The sequence below is a fragment of the Kamptonema sp. UHCC 0994 genome (assembly GCF_029167235.1).
Lineage (GTDB): Bacteria > Cyanobacteriota > Cyanobacteriia > Cyanobacteriales > Microcoleaceae > Kamptonema.
Genome location: NZ_JARFTR010000130.1, coordinates 1 through 18,513, shown reverse-complemented (window position 1 = coordinate 18,513; position 18,513 = coordinate 1). Strand labels below are relative to the sequence as shown.

Below are 18,513 nucleotides of genomic sequence, written 5' to 3'. Positions count from 1 at the left end.
GGCGGTAAAGATACCGCCTAGAAGGCGGCGTTACGGATAGTTTTGCGTAAGTCCTAATTTATAGAATTGTGTCAAATGTAGGCACTAACTAGCTTTTGGGGTCATTTTCTGGTACAAATACTCATGGGATTGGTAAGGTAGTACCCCTGTACTGGGCAGAGTTGCTTTAAAACTGCAACCGAGGGACTGGGAAAGGATGAAATTTCCCCCTGCGAACTTGCTCCCTCCCCTTTCCCTGAACTAGCATCTAAAGGAGCAAAATAAGGATGTTCACTCACGTCAAGCCCACCATTCGCCACGTCGCACCGGAAAACTTGCAGGGGCGATCGCTTCTCAAGGTGGTCTATGTCGTGCTAGAGCCGCAATACCAGAGTGCGCTATCGGCGGCAGTGCGATCGATTAACCAAAAGAACCCGAATTTAGCAATTGAGATCAGTGGCTATTTGATTGAAGAACTCCGTAGCGCTGAGAATTATGAGGCTTTTAAACGCGATGTCGCCGATGCGAACATTTTTATCGCGTCGTTGATTTTCATTGAAGATTTGGCCGATAAGGTGGTGGCGGCGGTGGAACCCCTGCGCGATCGCCTGGATGTGGCTGTGGTTTTCCCCTCGATGCCGCAAGTGATGCGCCTGAATAAAATGGGCACGTTCTCGATGGCACAATTGGGACAAAGCAAAAGTGCGATCGGCGATTTTATGAAGAAACGGAAGGAAAAATCCGGTTCTTCTTTCCAAGATGGGATGCTGAAACTGTTGCAAACTCTGCCCAAAGTTCTGAAATATTTGCCCATTGATAAAGCCCAGGATGCCCGCAATTTCATGCTGAGTTTTCAGTATTGGTTGGGCGGTTCCGAGGAAAACTTGGAAAATTTCCTGTTGATGCTATCGGATAAATATGTCTTCAAAGGTGGCAAACAGAGCTTTCAAGACCCTGTTGTTTACCCGGATATGGGGGTTTGGCATCCCTTGGCCCCGAAGATGTTTGAGGAGGTGAAGGAGTATCTAACTTGGTATAATTCCCGTGAAGATATTTCGGAGGATCTCAAAGATCCCTTTGCGCCTTGCATTGGTTTGGTGTTGCAACGCACTCACTTAGTGACTGGCGATGATGCTCACTATGTAGCAATGGTGCAAGAATTTGAGGCAATGGGGGCACGGGTTGTACCAATTTTTGCGGGGGGTTTAGACTTTTCTAAGCCTGTTGATACTTATTTCTTGGAAGTTGGGGCGAAAGGTGTTGCGCCTTTGGCGATCGTTGATGCGGTGGTTTCTCTGACAGGTTTCGCACTTGTGGGCGGCCCAGCCAGACAGGATCATCCGAAGGCGATCGAATCTTTGAAGCGGTTAAATCGCCCTTATATGGTGGCTTTGCCGTTGGTTTTCCAAACTACGGAAGAGTGGGAAAATAGCGATTTAGGCTTGCATCCGATTCAGGTGGCGCTACAAATTGCGATTCCTGAGTTAGATGGGGCGATCGAACCGATAATTTTATCGGGGCGTGATGGTACAACTGGTAAGGCGATCGCACTTCAGGATCGAATTGAAGCGATCGCTGGGCGGGCGATGAAGTGGGCAAATTTGCGCCGCAAACCCAAATTAACCAAAAAAATTGCCATTACAATTTTCAGTTTCCCCCCCGATAAAGGCAACATCGGGACTGCTGCTTATTTGGATGTTTTTGGCTCAATTTATGAAGTGATTAGCGCCTTAAAAGGCAACGGTTACGATGTGCAAAACTTGCCAGATTCCGCTGAGAAGCTAATGCAAGAAGTCATTCACGATGCAACGGCACAATACGCGAGTCCAGAATTAAATATTGCCCATCGGATGTCGGTACAAGAGTATGAAGAATTTACTCCTTACTCCACCCGTTTAGAGGAAAATTGGGGGCCGCCACCGGGACATCTTAACAGCGATGGACAAAATTTACTGATTTACGGTAAGGCTTTTGGCAATGTCTTTATCGGCGTGCAACCTACCTTTGGTTATGAAGGCGATCCGATGCGGTTGCTATTCTCCCGTTCCGCCAGTCCCCATCACGGTTTTGCTGCTTATTACACCTATTTAGAACAGATTTGGGGTGCAGATGCCGTGCTACACTTTGGTACGCATGGTTCCCTGGAATTTATGCCGGGTAAGCAGATGGGGATGTCTAACGATTGTTATCCCGATAGCTTAATTGGTAAGATTCCTAATCTTTATTACTACGCGGCAAATAATCCTTCGGAGGCGACAATTGCCAAGCGTCGCAGTTATGCGGAAACCATTTCTTATCTAACTCCGCCAGCGGAAAATGCAGGTTTGTACAAAGGTTTGCAGGAACTTAGCGAGTTAATTGCTTCCTATCAAACCTTAAAAGAAACCGGGCGCGGTATCCCCATTGTCGAGGCAATTATTGAGAAGTGCCGCTTAGTTAATTTGGACAAAGATATCGCCTTACCTCCCGCCGATGAGAGTGGACAAGGGGGCGTTGCTGCTCAATTAACTGGCGAGGAACGCGATAATATTGTTGGTAATGTTTACCGCAAATTGATGGAAATTGAATCGCGGTTATTACCTTGCGGTTTGCACGTAATTGGCAAACCACCATCGGCCGAAGAAGCGATCGCCACCTTGGTAAATATTGCCAGTTTAGATCGAGAAGAAGATAATCTTCTCAGCTTACCTCGAATCATTGCTAATAGCGTCGGCCGCGATATTAATGATGTTTTCCAAAATAGCGATCGCGGTATTTTAGCCGATGTCGAATTATTGCAAAACATCACCTTAGCAACTCGCGCCGCTGTCACCGCTTTAGTCAAGGAACAAACCGACGCAGAAGGCAGAGTTTCCCTGGTTTCTAAGCTTAACTTCTTCAATATGGGTAAGAAAGAACCCTGGATTGAAGCACTGCATGAATTGGGTTACAAAAAGGTCGATCCTGAACCAATTAAACCCCTATTTGAGTATCTGGAATTTTGCTTACAACAGGTTTGTGCTGATAACGAATTAGGCGCATTATTGCGGGCATTAGAAGGTGAATATATCATCCCTGGGCCCGGTGGCGATCCGATTCGGAACCCCGATGTTTTGCCTACCGGCAAGAATATGCACGCCTTAGATCCGCAGTCAATTCCGACAACGGCGGCGGTGAAATCAGCTAAAATTATAGTTGACCGTTTGTTAGAAAGACAACGCTTAGATAATGGCGGTAATTATCCCGAAACTATTGCCGTTGTGTTGTGGGGAACTGACAATATTAAGACCTACGGTGAGTCCCTGGCACAAGTAATGTGGATGGTAGGAGTAAGACCGGTTCCTGATGCTTTAGGCCGCGTAAATAAGCTGGAATTACTATCCTTAGAAGAGTTAGGTCGCCCTCGGATTGATGTGGTAATTAACTGTTCTGGCGTATTCCGAGATTTGTTCATTAACCAGATGAATCTGTTAGATAAAGCCGTGAAAATGGCCGCCGAAGCAGACGAACCTTTGGAGATGAACTTTGTCCGCAAACACGCGATGAAACAAGCAGAAGAAATGGGAATTAACTTGCGTCAAGCTGCAACTCGCGTATTTTCTAATGCGTCAGGTTCCTATTCTTCTAACATCAATTTAGCCGTAGAAAATAGCACTTGGGAAAGTGAAGCCGAGTTACAGGAAATGTACTTAGCCCGCAAATCCTTTGCTTTCTCTTCCGATAATCCAGGGACAATGGAACAGGATCGCCAGATTTTTGAATCAGCATTAAAGACTGCTGAAGTCACGTTCCAGAATTTGGATTCAGCGGAGATTTCCTTAACCGATGTTTCGCATTATTTCGATTCCGATCCTACCAAATTAATCGGCAGTTTGCGTGGTGATGGGAAGCAACCAGCATCGTTTATTGCTGATAGTACAACGGCGAATGCCCAGGTAAGAACGTTATCGGAAACGGTGCGTTTAGATTCACGGACTAAGTTGTTAAATCCGAAGTGGTACGAGGGAATGTTAGCGCATGGTTATGAGGGAGTGCGCGAGATTTCTAAGCGTTTAGTGAATACTTCGGGATGGAGTGCAACGGCGGGTGCGGTAGATAATTGGGTGTATGAGGATGTCAATTCTACGTTTATCGAAGATGCAGAAATGCAGAAGCGATTGATGAATTTGAATCCTCATTCTTTCCGTAAGATTGTCAGCACTTTGTTGGAGGTGAATGGCCGGGGTTATTGGGAGACTTCGGAGAGTAATTTGGATCGTTTGCGTCAGTTGTATCAGGAGGTGGAGGATCGGATTGAGGGGGTAGAGTAGGGTTATAATGTAGTAGGGCAGGCATCTTGCCTGCTCTTCCTTTTATTTGGGATGGAAAAAATGACTGTTTACAAATATTGGAGTCTATTATGATAAGTGTATGAGGGAACCAACAGTAGAACAATTACGGAGTTTATATCGGCTTTGTCATCTACTTACCAATGTGATGTTTCACCCAATCCACATAGTGCGTTTAGATGAACGGACTCTTAATCTATTTATCTTAGCAGGACAAAGCGAAGAGATTGAATTTGAAATTCAAATTGATGGGAGTATTGAACCATGAGTAATGTCAATTATACTACAATGAGCGATCGCGAACTAAAGCGATATATTCTCACTCATCGAGACGATCGAGAAGCTTTCTATGCCTATATGGATCGGCGGCATTCTCGTCCTCACAAAGTTACTATTAAACTTGACGATCCAGCTTGGGAAGAGAAAATAATATCAGCAATTCAGATGAACTTAAATTCTGCTAATTAATGAAGTATGAAGTAATTATTTACTGGAGTCAGGAAGATGAGGCTTTTATTGCCGAAGTCCCTGAACTTCCAGGATGTGCTGGTGATGGGGAAACTTATCAAGAAGCATTGCAAAATGTAGAAATGATTATGCAGGAGTGGATTGAGACTGCTAACGAATTGGGTCGCACTATTCCTCAACCGAAAGGCCGCTTGATATTTGCGTAGTTGAATTAGTGTTTCCATTTCCCTGAAGACTTACTGGATGTGCTAAAATCCTTAATTAAAGGTCGTTTAGTCCACGATAAAATAACAATATGACTACCCTGACTCTCAACCTTAACCCAATTATTAAACTGACAGACGATCAATTTTTTCAACTCTGCCAAGAAAATGAGAATATTAGATTAGAACGCACGGCCAAGGGAGAATTAATTATTATGTCACCAGCAGGAGGAGAAACTGGAAACCGGAATGGAAGATTAACGCAACAATTATTTAACTGGTCAGATCGAGATGGTAGCGGTATTGCGTTTGATTCTTCCACTGGTTTTAAGCTTCCCAATGGTGCAGATAAATCCCCTGATGCTGCTTGGGTAAAATTAGAACGATGGAATGCTTTAACTCCTGAACAACAAAAGAAATTTCCCCCTTTGTGTCCTGATTTTGTCGTTGAGTTACTTTCTCCTAGTGATAGTTTGAAAGAAACTCAGGATAAGATGAGAGAATATCGAGATAATGGGGCGCTTTTGGGTTTGTTAATTAATCGGAAAAATAGGCAAGTAGAGATTTATCGACCCGGTGCAGAAGTTCAGGTTTTGGATAATCCTACTCAGGTATCATGCGAACCCATTCTTCCTGGTTTTGTGTTAAACTTAGGATCAATTTGGTAGCGCGGCCTGCGGCTAAGTAAGTGACAAAGAAATCTTAGATATATTTGGAGTAATCGGCAATGAAAGCAGATAGTTGGAAAATTTCCAAAGTTTTCAGTTCAGGTGGTGAGGTTCATTATATTATGCCCCACTTTCAACGCCAATATAGTTGGGAAAAAACTGAATGGGAAGTATTATTAAAGGATGCGATCGCAATTTATGAGGAATACGATCCAGAAAAAGAAACAGAGCATTTTATAGGGTCTTTGGTAGTCATCAATGATGGAACACGCGGCACAATAACAGCTTTTAAGTTGGTTGATGGTCAGCAACGTTTGACCACCCTATCCTTATTATTTCTTGTTTTGCGGGATATTATCAAGCCCACCGATCCAAAGCTTGCTAACAAAATTAATAAATTTGTAGTCAATTCAGATGAAGAAGGGGAAGGGGAGATTTATTTTAAACTTTTACCAACTAATAAATATGGCGATCGCCAAGCTTATCAAACGATTATTTTAGGAGAAAAGACTAATCAAACTGAATCTGGTATCCCTAAAGCTTATGATTATTTTTATCACGACATTGAATCTAAAGTTAAAGAAAGTGAACTAGATATTGGTAGGTTTTTTACAGTCTTACAGAACTGCTTTCAAGTTGTTTTTATAGAACTCAATAAAAATGAAAGTCCTTATCATATTTTTGAAAGTCTGAATGCTAAAGGTAAACCGTTAACTCAGCCAGATTTAGTCCGCAACTATATGGCGATGATGCTACCAACATCTCAGCAGGAAACTGCTTTTACTAAATGGGAAAAAATTGAAAAATTATTGCAAGAGGAACGAAAAGTTGGTAAATCAGGCATGGGGGAATTAACAGCTTTTATTCGACATTATTTAGCAATGGAAACCAGAAATCTTTGTGCCGAATCCCATATTTATGCACGATTTCGTGATCATTGTAAAAAATTAGATGACCAAGAATTTCTCCTAGAAATTGCTAATCTCCTAAAATTTGCTGAATATTATAACAAACTACTGCGACCGGATACTGAAGTTAACCAAGATATTAAAACTGCCTTAATTCGCCTCAATACTTTCGACCTTTCTACCGCTTATCCGTTTTTATTAATGCTATATGATGAGTATAACTCTCAAAAAAATAATTTTGAGGAGTTTATCGAATGCTTAAAATTACTAGAAAATTATTTAGTTCGTCGCCATATTTGTGCAAAACCAACTAACTCTCTTACTAGAATGTTTCCTTCCCTTTGGAAAGATGTAGAAGCAATGAAAAATGAAGATGAAGAAATTACTTTACCAGAAGCTTTGCAAAAAGTTTTGATTACCAAGGAATATCCTAATGATAATGATGTTAGACAATCAATCAATAGCCATAAACTTTATGATAAAAAAAATCCCAAAAAAATGGTTCTTGTTATAGACACAATTAATCGGCACTTATCCAAGGGAACAGGTGGGTTTACTGTCCTCGATCAAAGTGCAACTATTGAGCATATTTTGCCGCAAACGCCAAGAGAAGATTGGAAAAATGACCTTGGAGATGAATTTAAACAAATCTACCGAGATTATTTACATACTTTGGGAAATTTAACTTTAGTTACTTCTGAGTGGAATATAGAACTTTCTAATTCACAATTTTGGGTGAAAAAGCCAAAACTGGCTGAACACGCTTTGCGAATTAATAGTGATTATTTTTCTCAACCTATTAACCGATGGGATGACAAAGCTATTCTCGAACGAGCTAATTTTTTAAGCAATAAGTTTATCGAAATTTGGCCATCCCTTGGAGAACATGAAGCATTTCCTACTCCCACATCCGGTAAGCCAAAGTTGATTAAAATCTGTGGTGAAGAAATTGCACTTTCTAAGCAAACTTCGCGACAAGTTACAATTCAATGTTGTGAGTGGGTGATTCAAAATCGCTCAGATAGCTTTGAAAAAGCTAGAAAGTTACTTAAACCTAATTTCCGAGATAATAGGCCGGATAGAAATAGTGAAGGAAAAAAATGGCAGCAATTATCAAATGGATATTGGGTTAATTTACAGAAATCTTCGGATGGTCATAAAGAATTTTGTCGTCGTTTTTTAGAAGCAGTTGGAATCTCAGAAACCGATTGGAGTATTGAATATGTCAAGGATTAGGAATGATTATTTATAATTTTGCCAAGAATTAGGACAGGAACCTGATAAACCATACCTACTATTACTATCTCACCCAAACGACTTGAAGAATTAAAAAATATCCCAGAAAACGACATTGATACCTGTGATATTCCTGAATTAGATGCAAGTTTCTGGGAAAAAGCAGAACTGGTAAAACCGCTGACAAAACAAGCTATTTCCTTAAGAATTGATAGCGATGTATTAGATTGGTTTAAAAGCCAAGGAAAAGGTTATCAATCTCTAATGAATGCTGTGTTACGCTCTTATGTTGAACATCATGTAAAAAGCAGCCAATAAATTTAACTTATTGAAAAAGGAAAAGTATTACAGCCATGACTTACAAAGGTTACAGTGCCAACATTGAAGTAGATTTAGAAGCCGAAATTCTTTTCGGCCGAGTCCTCGATATTAATGACGTAGTAACATTTAAAGCACAAACTATTGAACAAGCACGCCAAGAATTTCAAAAATCGATCGATGATTATTTAGAATTTTGCCAAGAATTGGGACAGGAACCTGATATGATAAGTGTATGAGGGAACCAACGGTAGAACAATTACGGAGTTTATATCGGCTTTGTCATCTACTTACCAACGTGATGTTTCACCCAATTCATATCGTGCGTTTAGATGAACGGACACTGAATCTATTTATCTTAGCAGGACAAAGCGAAGAGATTGAGTTTGAAATTCAACCTGATGGGAGTATTGAACCATGAGTAATGTCAATTATACTACAATGAGCGATCGCGAACTAAAGCGATATATTCTCACTCATCGAGACGATCGAGAAGCTTTCTATGCCTACATGGATCGGCGGCATTCTCGTCCTCGCAAAGTTACTATAAAACTTGACGATCCAGCTTGGGAAGAGAAAATTATATCAGCTATTCGGATGAACTTAAACTCTGCTAATTAATAAAGAAGGTTGTTTAAACCAGGATAAAATACCCCTATGACCACCCTCACCCTCAACCTCAACCCGATTATTAAACTGACAGACGATCAATTTTTTCAACTCTGTCAAGAAAATGAAAATATTAGATTAGAACGCACGGCCAAGGGAGAATTAATTATCATGCCACCAGCAGGAGGAGAAACTGGAAACCGTAATGCCGGATTAACTGCACAAATTTGGATTTGGAACAATCAAAATAAACTAGGTGAAGTGTTTGATTCTTCCACTGGTTTTAAGCTTCCCAATGGTGCAAATAAATCCCCTGATGCTGCTTGGGTAAAATTAGAACGATGGAATGCTTTAACTCCTGAACAACAAAAGAAATTTCCCCCTTTGTGCCCAGATTTTGTCGTTGAACTACTTTCTCCTAGTGATAGTTTGAAAGAAACTCAGAATAAGATGAAAGAGTATCGAGATAATGGTGCGCTTTTGGGTTTGTTAATTAATCGCAAAAATAGGCAAGTAGAGATTTATCGACCTGGTGCAGAAGTTGAGGTTTTGGATAATCCTACTCAAGTATCTGGTGAGCCAGTGCTTCCTGGTTTTGTGTTAAACTTAGCATCAATTTGGTAGTTTAATGAATCAATAAGGTTTCTTAGTTTAAAATAGTGGTAGGAATAAAAGATATTCCTCCACCATTTTGAGAACCTTGGCTCAATTTCTGTATCAATCCTTTTTTCTGTACCTAAGTGCCTGTTCAATTTTTTCAATCAGGTATCGCGAATCTCTCTGTTGTACCAACTTTTCTAACTCCGATACTGCCGCTTCAGACCTCTCGATTTGTTGAACCAAAGAATCGCCAGTAGTAGTATCCACCTTTCTCAGATGTTCTTGTAGAATTGGAATTAAATTGGGGTTTTGATTCCTGGTAAATTCCTCTAGTTCTAACAGTGCCATCTCTGCTCGTTCTATCTTTTGAGTCACACCCCTAGCAACATTAGCGCTGCCTTTAGCCGTCTCCGTGAGTTCTTGGATGCGAAGTTTAAATCTACTGGTAATTTGATCCATTTGATTGCCTACCTCAAAGGCTTGGCTTACCAGTCGGCTAATTTCTAAACTTACTTGGCTGAGCCCATTAGATTGATTACCCTGCTGGTTAGAAACGATAGTAGCTTGTACTGTCAAGTGTCGAACTTGTTGGATAATCTCTCCAATTAATTTAGAAGCGCTGTTAACTGCTTCTAAATCTTTGGCTATTGCCTTCCCAATATTTAAAATTTTATCTGTATTGTTGCAAATAAAATTAGAACCCTGAAAAGTCCCCTGGAAAGCTTGCTTGCCTTCTACACAAATTAATTGAGCAATACGAATAAATCGCTGATTTAGCTGAGCAATTTCTTGGGCTTGTTTCAATAGTTCTGTTTGTTCAGAACTATGACTTTGGCTGGACTTTTGTTTTCTCTTCAGAGTAGCTTCTATAAGCTGGCTATATTCCTTAACTTTTGCCTGTCCCTGCTGAATTTGTTCAATATACTGCTTCGCTTCTAACTTTTGCTGTTGAATCGCCTTATTAGCTTGGGCCAACATTTGAGACTGAGCTAAAATCAGAGTTTGGATATCGAGCAGGTGAAGGCTGCGGTCTTCTAAAACGACAATAATTGGTTCATAAACCAAGTCTTTAGGTCGATTGAGAGCTGTTTGCACGGCTTCATCAATTTTCCAATTTTCAGAAAGTACCAAAGGGGGAATTCTAATAAAATCTAAAAGCAAACGAATCGGCCGCTGCCAATAAAGCTCAACCCGATCGGGGAGGCTCATTTGTTCCCGAAATTTGACGCGGGAAATCATGCCCAACATCTGTGAGTCTTGAGTAATAATTACTCCAGGCAGATCTGGTTGCTCGCCAAATTTTTGAGCAATAACCTGTCCGAGAGTTGTAGAACTCACTTGGAAGTCATGGGAGGGCAAGTGGCCTAGCGTGGAATCCAGCGTTAGCTGAGTTAGGTCGCTCATGCACCCTAATACCATAGGTAAAAGTCAACAAACCATATATCTTGGCATTATACTGGTTTAAGGTTAAATAAACTCATCATGCCGTTTCGTCTAATTTCACTTGTAGCTAAAAAAACAAGCGCTCCCTCGATCCCCTGCTGGGTTTGTCACCTCAGAGGAGATATTAAGTGCTGAGGTTGCAGATAAGTCCTAATCTCAAATTTGCATAACAATGTGCGGGATAACCTTCCCTAGAACTATTAATCCCAAATCTCCCATCTAAATTTCATTGATTTTCTCGCAAACTCGACCCTCCGTTTCCCCCTATAAAAAAGGGAGATTACGATCATTTTCTGCAAATAAACCAGATCAATGTCTATTCTTATACCTGCAACATTAACTCGGACTTTACCTTTAAGAACCTTTGATGCTATTTGCCAACTATTGCAGCAAATGGCTCAAGTTCCAGGTGCATTATTACTTAGGGAAAATGCGGTCGCTACAACTGAAATTGCCGCCCAGTTGCCACAACGCTTTGCAATATTTATTTCAGAAAAATTTAGCGCATTATTGTGGGCGAAGGAAGAGGTGCAGAGTACGAGATATGCCTTGGATAGCGAAGATCCAAAATCTGAAATTCAAAGTCCAATAATCTCCAATACCTTATTAAAGGTTGGGTTGACTTTCGAGCCTGAAGCGATCGCATCTTTTGGCTATCAACTATGCGATATCCACACAGCATTAGGGCAAAAACTGATCGCACAAATTGACATTTCTGCTATCAGAATTGTGCTACCAAATATAAAGTCTAATGATGCTGCCCTCCAGAGTGAATTTACCCTGCAATTGCTCGAAATTATTTCCTGGGAGTGCTGTGTAAATTCCAGTCAGTATGCTTCACTGTGCAAATCTGTTGAAGATTCCTGTCACCCACAACTCGAACAAGAACGACTTTTAAATCAGGTGACAACTCAGATTCGTGATAGTTTAGAGTTGCCAGTAATTTTGTTAACAGCAGTCGAACAGTTACGACAATTTTTAGAAGTCGATCGCCTGTTGATTTATCAATTCGATTGTAGACAAAAAACAACCGAAAATATTGAGAATAAACTTAATGGAAAAAGAGCCGTAAAAGACTATTCTAAAAAGCTTTTAGGTCGCGTTAATTACGAAGCTTTGGCAAATGAAAAAATAACTTCTGTACTGTACTTAACTGAAGGCTCAGATTGCTTTCCTGACGTACCTAACTATCAAGATAAATATCGCAAAGGAATTACCACAGGTATTACCGATATCGAAACTGCCTACATTTCTTACCCCTGTTTTTTAGAGTTTATGCGCTCGTGTCAAGTACGGGCTAAGTTAGTAGTACCAATTATAGTTCAAGAAGAACTTTGGGGGCTATTAATTGCTCACCAGTGTTTTGAGGTGCGGGAGTGGGAGGAAAGTAAAAAAACGTTTTTGATACAAATTGCAGAACACTTGGCAATCGCAATTTATCAAGCCGAACTTTATGCAGAGTTACAGCAGCAAAAACATACCCTAGAACAGCGGGTAATTGAACGAACGCAGGAACTCCAAGATGCTCTCGCTGCCGCGCAATCAGCGAGTCTTGCCAAAACTGAATTCTTAGCCACGATGAGTCATGAATTGCGAACTCCTCTCACCTGCGTAATTGGTATTTCCGCTACCCTTCTACGTTGGTCTTGTGGCAACGAAGCTAACACAAAGATTCCTCCTGCTAAGCAGAAAAATTACTTGCAATCTATTCACGATAGCGGCAAAAAATTATTAGAATTGATTGAAGACATTCTTGATTTATCCCAAGTAGAAGCGGGGAATACAGTATTAAAAATTAGCGAATTTTCTCTGCCTCAAATAGCTTATCTAACTGTCGGCGATCTCAAGGAACAAGCAGCAGCTAAACAGATAGTAATCGCCATTGAACAGCACATTGAACCGGGGTACGAGCGCTTTGCAGGCGACCAGCGCAGAATCAAACAAATCCTCTTCAATCTATTGACAAATGCCATCAAATTTACCCCATCAGGTGGGCGAGTTACCCTCCGAGTTTGGGTACAAGGTGAAAATGCCATGTCGGAATTGCATAAAAATAGCATTAAATCTACTGGAAATATTGCTGTTTTTCAGGTAGAAGATACTGGCATTGGCATTGCTAAAGAGCAGCAATCGTTACTGTTTCAGAAATTTAAGCAGTTAGATTCACCATACCGCCGGGAATACAGCGGTATTGGTTTAGGTTTAGCCTTAACTAAACAGTTAGTTGAATTACATGGAGGCGTTATTGAAGTCAAATCTACCGTCGGTGTTGGATCTATTTTTACAGCATTTATTCCTGTACAAAATATCAAAAAAAATGATGAAATTGCAACCCGGAAGGCAGAAAAAACAGATTCATTATTTATCCCTCAATCTTCTGCTTTGCAAGGTTGTCTTGTTGTGATTGAAGACAATGAAGAAATTGCCGCGCTTATTTGCGATATTATGACAGCAGCGGGCCTGCAAGTAGTATGGATGATTGAAGGTTCTACGGCGGTAGAACAAATTGAATTGTTTCAGCCTATTGCCGTAATTGTTGATATGCGACTACCGGGAACAGATGGTTATGAAATCATCCATCAATTAAGGAAGATAAGTGCTCCTTATGCTCAGTGTCTTAAGATTTTGGCTTTAACAAGTAAGACGATGCTATCCGATCAAAAAGCAGCCATCAATGCGGGTGCAGATGATTATTTGAGTAAACCTGTGCAGCCACAGGAGTTATTGTATAAAATTACCAATTTGCTAAGAACTAATAGTTAAAATTATAAACAGAAAATTTCTCGTATAATAAATACATAGGATATGGACGCGAATGCTTCGCCCTACAAAAACGGGATGCTCCAATTACCAATTACCAATGATTAAGTACCAATGATTAAGTACCAATTTCCCAGTAAACTAATCGTGTCTTGTCAAGCACCAAGTGACTCGCCTCTACACAACCCAGCCGTTATTGCCGCAATGGCAGAAGCGGCTGTCAATCAAGGAGCAGCAGGTGTTAGAATTGATACTCCAGCTCATATTGCAGCAGTGCGATCGCGGATTTCCTTGCCAATTATTGGGATTTGGAAACAAGTATTACCAGGATTTGAAGTTTATATTACTCCCAGATTTGAAGATGCGGCGGCGATTGTAGCCGCTGGTGCAGACATCATTGCCATTGACGCTACTCTCAGAAACCGTCCAAACGGAGAAACAGTTAAGACTTTAATTGCTAGAATTCATAATGAATTAGGGAAACCAGTAATGGCCGATGTAGATACTATAGAAACAGCAATTAAAGCAGCAGAAGCAGGAGCCGATGCGGTAGGAACTACTCTTTATGGCTACACCGCTGAGACGAAACATCTATCTCCCCCCGGATTTGAATTACTGACCAAAATGGTAGAAAAATTAGATGTTCCAATTATTTGCGAAGGTGGTATTACTGGGCCACAGATGGCAAAACAAGCCTTAGATTTGGGAGCTTTTGCAGTTGTTGTCGGTGCTGATATTACTGGGATTGACCTTAAGGTAAAAGCTTATAATTCGGTAATTGGTAATTGGTAATTGCTAATTGCTAATCAAAAGTTATAGGTTTAGTTGAAAAAGCCGTTGCAATTTGGATATTGAACATTATCAATTACGCCCCTATAGTCCCCCTTAGTAAGGGGGACGGCGACAGCCGGGGGTCAAATAAAGTGCAACTTCACATTAAATCGGTATTACCCTAATTAGATCAGCACGCCATTAACGAAACTGCTAACTAAAGCCAGAGCCAACGCTCCTAACACCGCACTTAAAAGACCCATCTTTAAGCTGAAACCCTCAACAACTTTAGCTGCTAAGGCAAAAATAATCACATTGATAACAAAAGCAAAAAGCCCTGACAGCAAGCCGAGAGTTAGCACGTTTGGGATAAAAAATAGTGCTCTGAAAATTGGCATGATTAAAACATTCAAAATACCCAAAACTGCTGCTGAAACTACAGCTTTTGGCGTACTGTCAATTTGAACACCAATAGGCAGTTGAGAAATCAATAGCAAGCTGCTACCTGTAACTAACCAAGCAATCAAAATATCAAGTGGCTGCATAGTACAAACTCCTTCCTTAAAAGCTGAAGTCTAGAAAAAATCGCTATTTAACTCTACATTAACCAAAAAATATCGCCCCTTCCTCTACCAATCGGCATAATTTATGTTTAAGTTTTTTTCCGGATCGTAACACCTTTGATAGGGAAAGAGAAGAAATGCGATTTGGGCGTAAAAATGGCTGGCAATTATATTTTTAAATCTGGAACGGGTTTCTTTGACAAAGCTGCCCTCGAAAATGCGGTACTTCGCCGCAGTAGATTACACCGAGCGATATTATTAATGCTGTTCATTACTGGTTTGATGGGGCTACCGATTTTTCGTCTGGCTCAATTGCAACTGGTACAAGGCGAATACAACCGACAGCGGGCAGAACATAACCGCATTCGGTTATTTCCTGTTGCTTCCAATAGAGGTCAAATTTTAGATCGTAAGGGCAAAATATTGGCAGCAAATCGGGTGTCGCGTTCGGTATATTTGTGGCCAAAGGAACAGTCGGCAAAGGAATGGCCAGCTACAGCTTCTCTACTAAGTTCTATATTGAAAATACCTGAAGCTGAAATTATTAAAAAATTGGATAAAGTGGGTTATAAATCTGCTCTGCCAATCCGAATTAGTCAGGATATTAGCCGTGCTACTTTTATTTCTCTCTCGGAGCAAGCAGGTAACTTGCAGGGGATTGAAATTCGGCCTGAATCAAGTCGGGACTATCCTTATGGGGATTTAGCAGCGCACATTTTGGGATATATTGGCGAGGCTAGTTTAGATCAGCTTAAAGCTAATCCAAAGTATCCGATGGGGATGATCGTCGGTCAACTGGGAGTTGAACGCATCGCTAATTCTTCCCTTGAGGGCGTTTGGGGAAATCGTTTGATTGAGGTGAATGCTAAGGGTCAGGAAATACAAGAGTTGGGAGTTAATGCTCCTATTGCTGGTAAGTCGGTGCGGTTGACTTTAGATTTAGATATGCAGAAAACTGCTGAAAAATCTCTGGGCGATCGCTTGGGAGCAGTTGTTGCTTTAGATGTGAAGACGGGAGAGGTGTTGGCGATGGCTAGTTGGCCAGATTTTAACCCAAATATTTTTACTAGCAAGGTGAGTAAAAAAGAGTGGAATCGTCTTCAAGGTGAAGATAAACCTTTTCTAAATCGCGCTCTACAAGGCTATCCTGCTGGTAGCACTTTTAAAATTGTTACGTCTACGGCGGGGATGCAGTCGGGGAAATTTACTCCTGATTCAACTTTGTATAGTTCTGCTTCTATTACTATTGGTGGTATATCTTTTAACGAACATGGTGCCGGTTATGGTACTATTGGTTTTCGCGATGCTTTGGCTTACAGTAGTAATACGTTTTTTTATCAAGTAGGGATGGCCGCAGGGCCGGAGCAAATGTCTAAATGGGGCCATGAATTGGGCATTGGCGGGACAATTGATTTGAAGTTGTTGGGGTTAGATGGGGCGAGTCATGGTCAAATTCCAACGCCGCAAGAGAAAGTGAAAATGTACGGAGAAGATTGGTATGTTGGCGATACGGTAACGATGGCAATTGGTCAGGGATTGGTGTTAGTAACACCTTTGGAATTAGCGGTGATGGTGTCAACTGTTGCGAATGGAGGTTGGCGGGTGCAACCCCATTTGTTGAGTTCTCAGGCTAATGTGGCTAAACCGATTAAAACTGCGATCGCGCCTGAAACTTTGAATGTGATTCGCCAAGGGTTGATTGATGTGGTGCTTAAAGGTACTGGTCGCGGTATGAATGACGGTTCTATTCCTCTGAGTGGGGGTAAGACTGGGACGGTGGAAATCCCAGGGCACCCGGATAATTCTATGTATGTGGGTTTTGCGCCTGCTGATAAGCCAGAAGTGGCGATCGCAGTTGTTGTCGAAGGAGGGGGATATGGCGCGGTATCCGCTGCTCCTATTGCTCAGGAGGTATTTAGAACCTATTTTCAGAAGAAGGGTTTTAAACCGAAGAAGTCGGAATAATGTTCTATTACAACCGTCAATTTATCTGTCAAATTCGTTACAAAATCTGTTGCTTAATTTTTAAGAGGAATGACCATCTCTACGACCCAGTTCGTAAACACCGCCACTGACACAAGCAATTACACCCATACTAATTGCCCAACTGCTACCTAAAGCTAGTTCTACACCCCAATTACACAAACAACCCGCTAGTAAAAACGGTACAATGCTCAACAGCGAAGCGTAAAAAGAATTTAAAGCTTCTCGATTGCGGCGAGTCTTTTCAAACTCCGATTCTGAAGTGTAGAGCGATCGCTCGGCAAAATTCATCCAGCGATTGAGCTGTTCTATCACCCATTCACTCACAGGCGATAAGCCCCAATATAGAGCCAAAGACCATAAAGATGCACCAGCGATCGCAGTGGCATCCACAACAAATATAAACGGAAAAATTTCTGTCAACATGGCAGTGTCAATTGTAAAGTGGAAAATTTTGATTTTAGATTGAATCTAAACCCTTGAGATACTATCCAGTAGCATCGGCAGTGTAAAAAACTCAGGCGATCGCCTTTAATTGCTGAAACCATTGATTTTCCCTGCATTTCCCTTCTCTTCTAAATAACTCAACCCTTCTTCCTTCTTCCTTCTTCCTTTTGCTATAACGATGCCAACAGACACAATATGAGCTAAGTAGTCGGACATAAATAAACGCAACCATGTCCGAAGCGAAGGTCACGATAGTGAAGTGAAGCATAAGCCCTTCGGGCAGGCTACGCCAACGCAGGGGTTTGGGATTGCTAAGCCCTAACGGGCAGGCTACGCCAACGCAGAGCTCGCAATGACATTCTTTATTTTTGTCCAGCTACTTACCGAAGCGTGTGAAACTAAGCTTAACTCAGATTTAAACCGAATGCTTGACACCGGCGCTGCATAGAGTAAGATACTTCGATGTAAACTGATTGACTGCCAGCTCGCCTAAGCAATAACAGGGAAGATCGAAGCGAATTGGCATGAAACGCAACAACCACTCGCAAGTATAAAGGGCAATTCAGGAGTGAGAAATATCATGCAAAATTCTACACCGCGACCGACTGCTAAGCGCTTTGTTCGTCCAAAACCGATATTATTGCTGGCAGGGCTAATCGGCGCGGGTTTAGTGACGATGGGATTGAAGCAGGAGTTAGTAAAGGCTCAGGATTCGAGAGTTGAGCAAATTGCCACAGGCAATATTTGGCAAGCCGCCTCTTTCCCGGTAGAAAATTTTGAAGCCTACACCTCTCCTTTCGGCCCACGCGGCGGCGATTTTCACTATGGCTTAGATTTGGCGGCCCCTGAAGGTAGCTACATCCGCAATTGGTGGGGGGGTCAAGTTGAGGAAGTTTGGGAAGATGGCCGGTGCGGTACTGGGATTACAGTTCGTTCTGGAGATTGGGAACACACTTACTGTCACCTTAAAGGGCGCGTAGAAACTGCTAATGGCAGACGCTATTACATCGATCGCGCGGGGGGCGTGCAACTTTGGCAAGGTCAAACGGTTCCGGCTGGTGCCAGAATTGCCAGAGTTGGGATGAGTGGTAACACGAGTGGCCCTCATTTACACTGGGGGCTGAAGTATGGGGGCCGCTGGGTAGATCCGGCTTTAGTGCTGCGGGAGATGTACGCTCAGCAAAGTCCTCGGTTCTCTAGTTCGTCCCAATAGAAGGAATAGGACTTACAAAACATCCGTAACGCCGCCA

At 41.7% G+C, this 18,513-nt stretch carries 19 protein-coding genes; 15 read left to right on the top strand and 4 right to left on the bottom strand.

Translation table 11 applies throughout. The features are described 5' to 3' along the window. The first annotated feature begins 266 nt into the window (after positions 1-266). The 11 genes from PY364_RS12795 to PY364_RS12745 all read left to right on the top strand — a co-directional run bounded on the left by PY364_RS12795 (position 267) and on the right by PY364_RS12745 (position 9,320). Positions 267-4,268 (top strand): magnesium chelatase subunit H, encoded by a 4,002-nt coding sequence (locus tag PY364_RS12795; protein ID WP_275523001.1) that lies wholly within the window; start codon positions 267-269, stop codon positions 4,266-4,268. Positions 4,269-4,368: 100 nt separating this feature from the next. Further along, positions 4,369-4,554, top strand: a complete 186-nt coding sequence (locus PY364_RS12790; RefSeq protein WP_007353301.1) for a hypothetical protein — start codon at positions 4,369-4,371, stop codon at positions 4,552-4,554. Continuing rightward, positions 4,551-4,754, top strand: a complete 204-nt coding sequence (locus PY364_RS12785; protein ID WP_275523000.1) for a hypothetical protein — start codon at positions 4,551-4,553, stop codon at positions 4,752-4,754. Before PY364_RS12790 ends, PY364_RS12785 begins: the two co-directional genes overlap by 4 nt. Then, positions 4,754-4,960 carry a type II toxin-antitoxin system HicB family antitoxin gene (locus PY364_RS12780; protein ID WP_275522999.1) on the top strand — a complete coding sequence of 69 codons (207 nt, stop codon included), beginning with the start codon at positions 4,754-4,756 and terminating at the stop codon, positions 4,958-4,960. Before PY364_RS12785 ends, PY364_RS12780 begins: the two co-directional genes overlap by 1 nt. A gap of 89 nt (positions 4,961-5,049) precedes the next feature. Then, the gene (locus PY364_RS12775) at positions 5,050-5,625 is read left to right on the top strand and encodes a Uma2 family endonuclease (protein ID WP_275522998.1); all 576 of its coding nucleotides are present in this window, start codon (positions 5,050-5,052) and stop codon (positions 5,623-5,625) included. Between the two features lie 59 nt (positions 5,626-5,684). Next, the gene (locus PY364_RS12770; protein ID WP_275522997.1) at positions 5,685-7,769 is read left to right on the top strand and encodes a DUF262 domain-containing HNH endonuclease family protein; all 2,085 of its coding nucleotides are present in this window, start codon (positions 5,685-5,687) and stop codon (positions 7,767-7,769) included. A gap of 51 nt (positions 7,770-7,820) precedes the next feature. Further along, positions 7,821-8,087 (top strand): BrnA antitoxin family protein, encoded by a 267-nt coding sequence (locus PY364_RS12765; RefSeq protein WP_343277574.1) that lies wholly within the window; start codon positions 7,821-7,823, stop codon positions 8,085-8,087. Positions 8,088-8,122: 35 nt separating this feature from the next. After that, on the top strand, positions 8,123-8,326 hold the full coding sequence (locus tag PY364_RS12760; protein WP_275522996.1) for a type II toxin-antitoxin system HicB family antitoxin: 204 nt from the start codon (positions 8,123-8,125) through the stop codon (positions 8,324-8,326). Beyond that, entirely contained in the window at positions 8,323-8,508 is a 186-nt protein-coding gene (locus PY364_RS12755; protein ID WP_275522995.1) for a hypothetical protein, read from the top strand. Before PY364_RS12760 ends, PY364_RS12755 begins: the two co-directional genes overlap by 4 nt. Continuing rightward, complete coding sequence (locus PY364_RS12750; protein WP_275522994.1) at positions 8,505-8,708, top strand: hypothetical protein; 204 nt, start codon at positions 8,505-8,507, stop codon at positions 8,706-8,708. The genes PY364_RS12755 and PY364_RS12750 overlap by 4 nt, the downstream gene beginning before the upstream one ends. Before the next feature lie 36 nt (positions 8,709-8,744). Next, a complete protein-coding gene (locus tag PY364_RS12745) occupies positions 8,745-9,320 on the top strand; it encodes a Uma2 family endonuclease (RefSeq protein ID WP_275522993.1) in 576 nt (191 codons plus the stop codon). Positions 9,321-9,413: 93 nt separating this feature from the next. On the opposite strand, the gene PY364_RS12740 is transcribed toward PY364_RS12745, so the two are convergent. Next, entirely contained in the window at positions 9,414-10,700 is a 1,287-nt protein-coding gene (locus PY364_RS12740; protein ID WP_275522992.1) for a chemotaxis protein, read from the bottom strand. A gap of 351 nt (positions 10,701-11,051) precedes the next feature. Between PY364_RS12740 and PY364_RS12735 the strand changes: the two genes are divergently transcribed. After that, positions 11,052-13,502, top strand: coding sequence for a GAF domain-containing hybrid sensor histidine kinase/response regulator (locus tag PY364_RS12735; RefSeq protein ID WP_275522991.1), 2,451 nt, complete (start codon positions 11,052-11,054; stop codon positions 13,500-13,502). Between the two features lie 111 nt (positions 13,503-13,613). Then, a complete protein-coding gene (locus PY364_RS12730) occupies positions 13,614-14,291 on the top strand; it encodes an N-acetylmannosamine-6-phosphate 2-epimerase (RefSeq protein WP_275522990.1) in 678 nt (225 codons plus the stop codon). Positions 14,292-14,455: 164 nt separating this feature from the next. Here PY364_RS12730 and PY364_RS12725 read toward each other — a convergent pair whose 3' ends face one another. Then, the gene (locus tag PY364_RS12725; protein WP_275522988.1) at positions 14,456-14,815 is read right to left on the bottom strand and encodes a phage holin family protein; all 360 of its coding nucleotides are present in this window, start codon (positions 14,813-14,815) and stop codon (positions 14,456-14,458) included. 174 nt (positions 14,816-14,989) lie between these two features. On the opposite strand from PY364_RS12725, the gene mrdA reads away from it, so the two are divergent. After that, positions 14,990-16,798, top strand: coding sequence for a penicillin-binding protein 2 (mrdA, locus tag PY364_RS12720; protein WP_275522986.1), 1,809 nt, complete (start codon positions 14,990-14,992; stop codon positions 16,796-16,798). 60 nt (positions 16,799-16,858) lie between these two features. On the opposite strand, the gene PY364_RS12715 is transcribed toward mrdA, so the two are convergent. Together PY364_RS12715 and PY364_RS12710 are read right to left on the bottom strand one after the other, a co-directional pair. Next, positions 16,859-17,242: a hypothetical protein gene (locus tag PY364_RS12715; RefSeq protein WP_275522985.1), complete on the bottom strand. Its 384-nt coding sequence runs from the start codon at positions 17,240-17,242 to the stop codon at positions 16,859-16,861. A gap of 105 nt (positions 17,243-17,347) precedes the next feature. Then, complete coding sequence (locus PY364_RS12710; protein WP_275522984.1) at positions 17,348-17,479, bottom strand: hypothetical protein; 132 nt, start codon at positions 17,477-17,479, stop codon at positions 17,348-17,350. Positions 17,480-17,843: 364 nt separating this feature from the next. Between PY364_RS12710 and PY364_RS12705 the strand changes: the two genes are divergently transcribed. Continuing rightward, entirely contained in the window at positions 17,844-18,476 is a 633-nt protein-coding gene (locus PY364_RS12705; protein ID WP_275522982.1) for a M23 family metallopeptidase, read from the top strand. Positions 18,477-18,513: the final 37 nt, after the last annotated feature.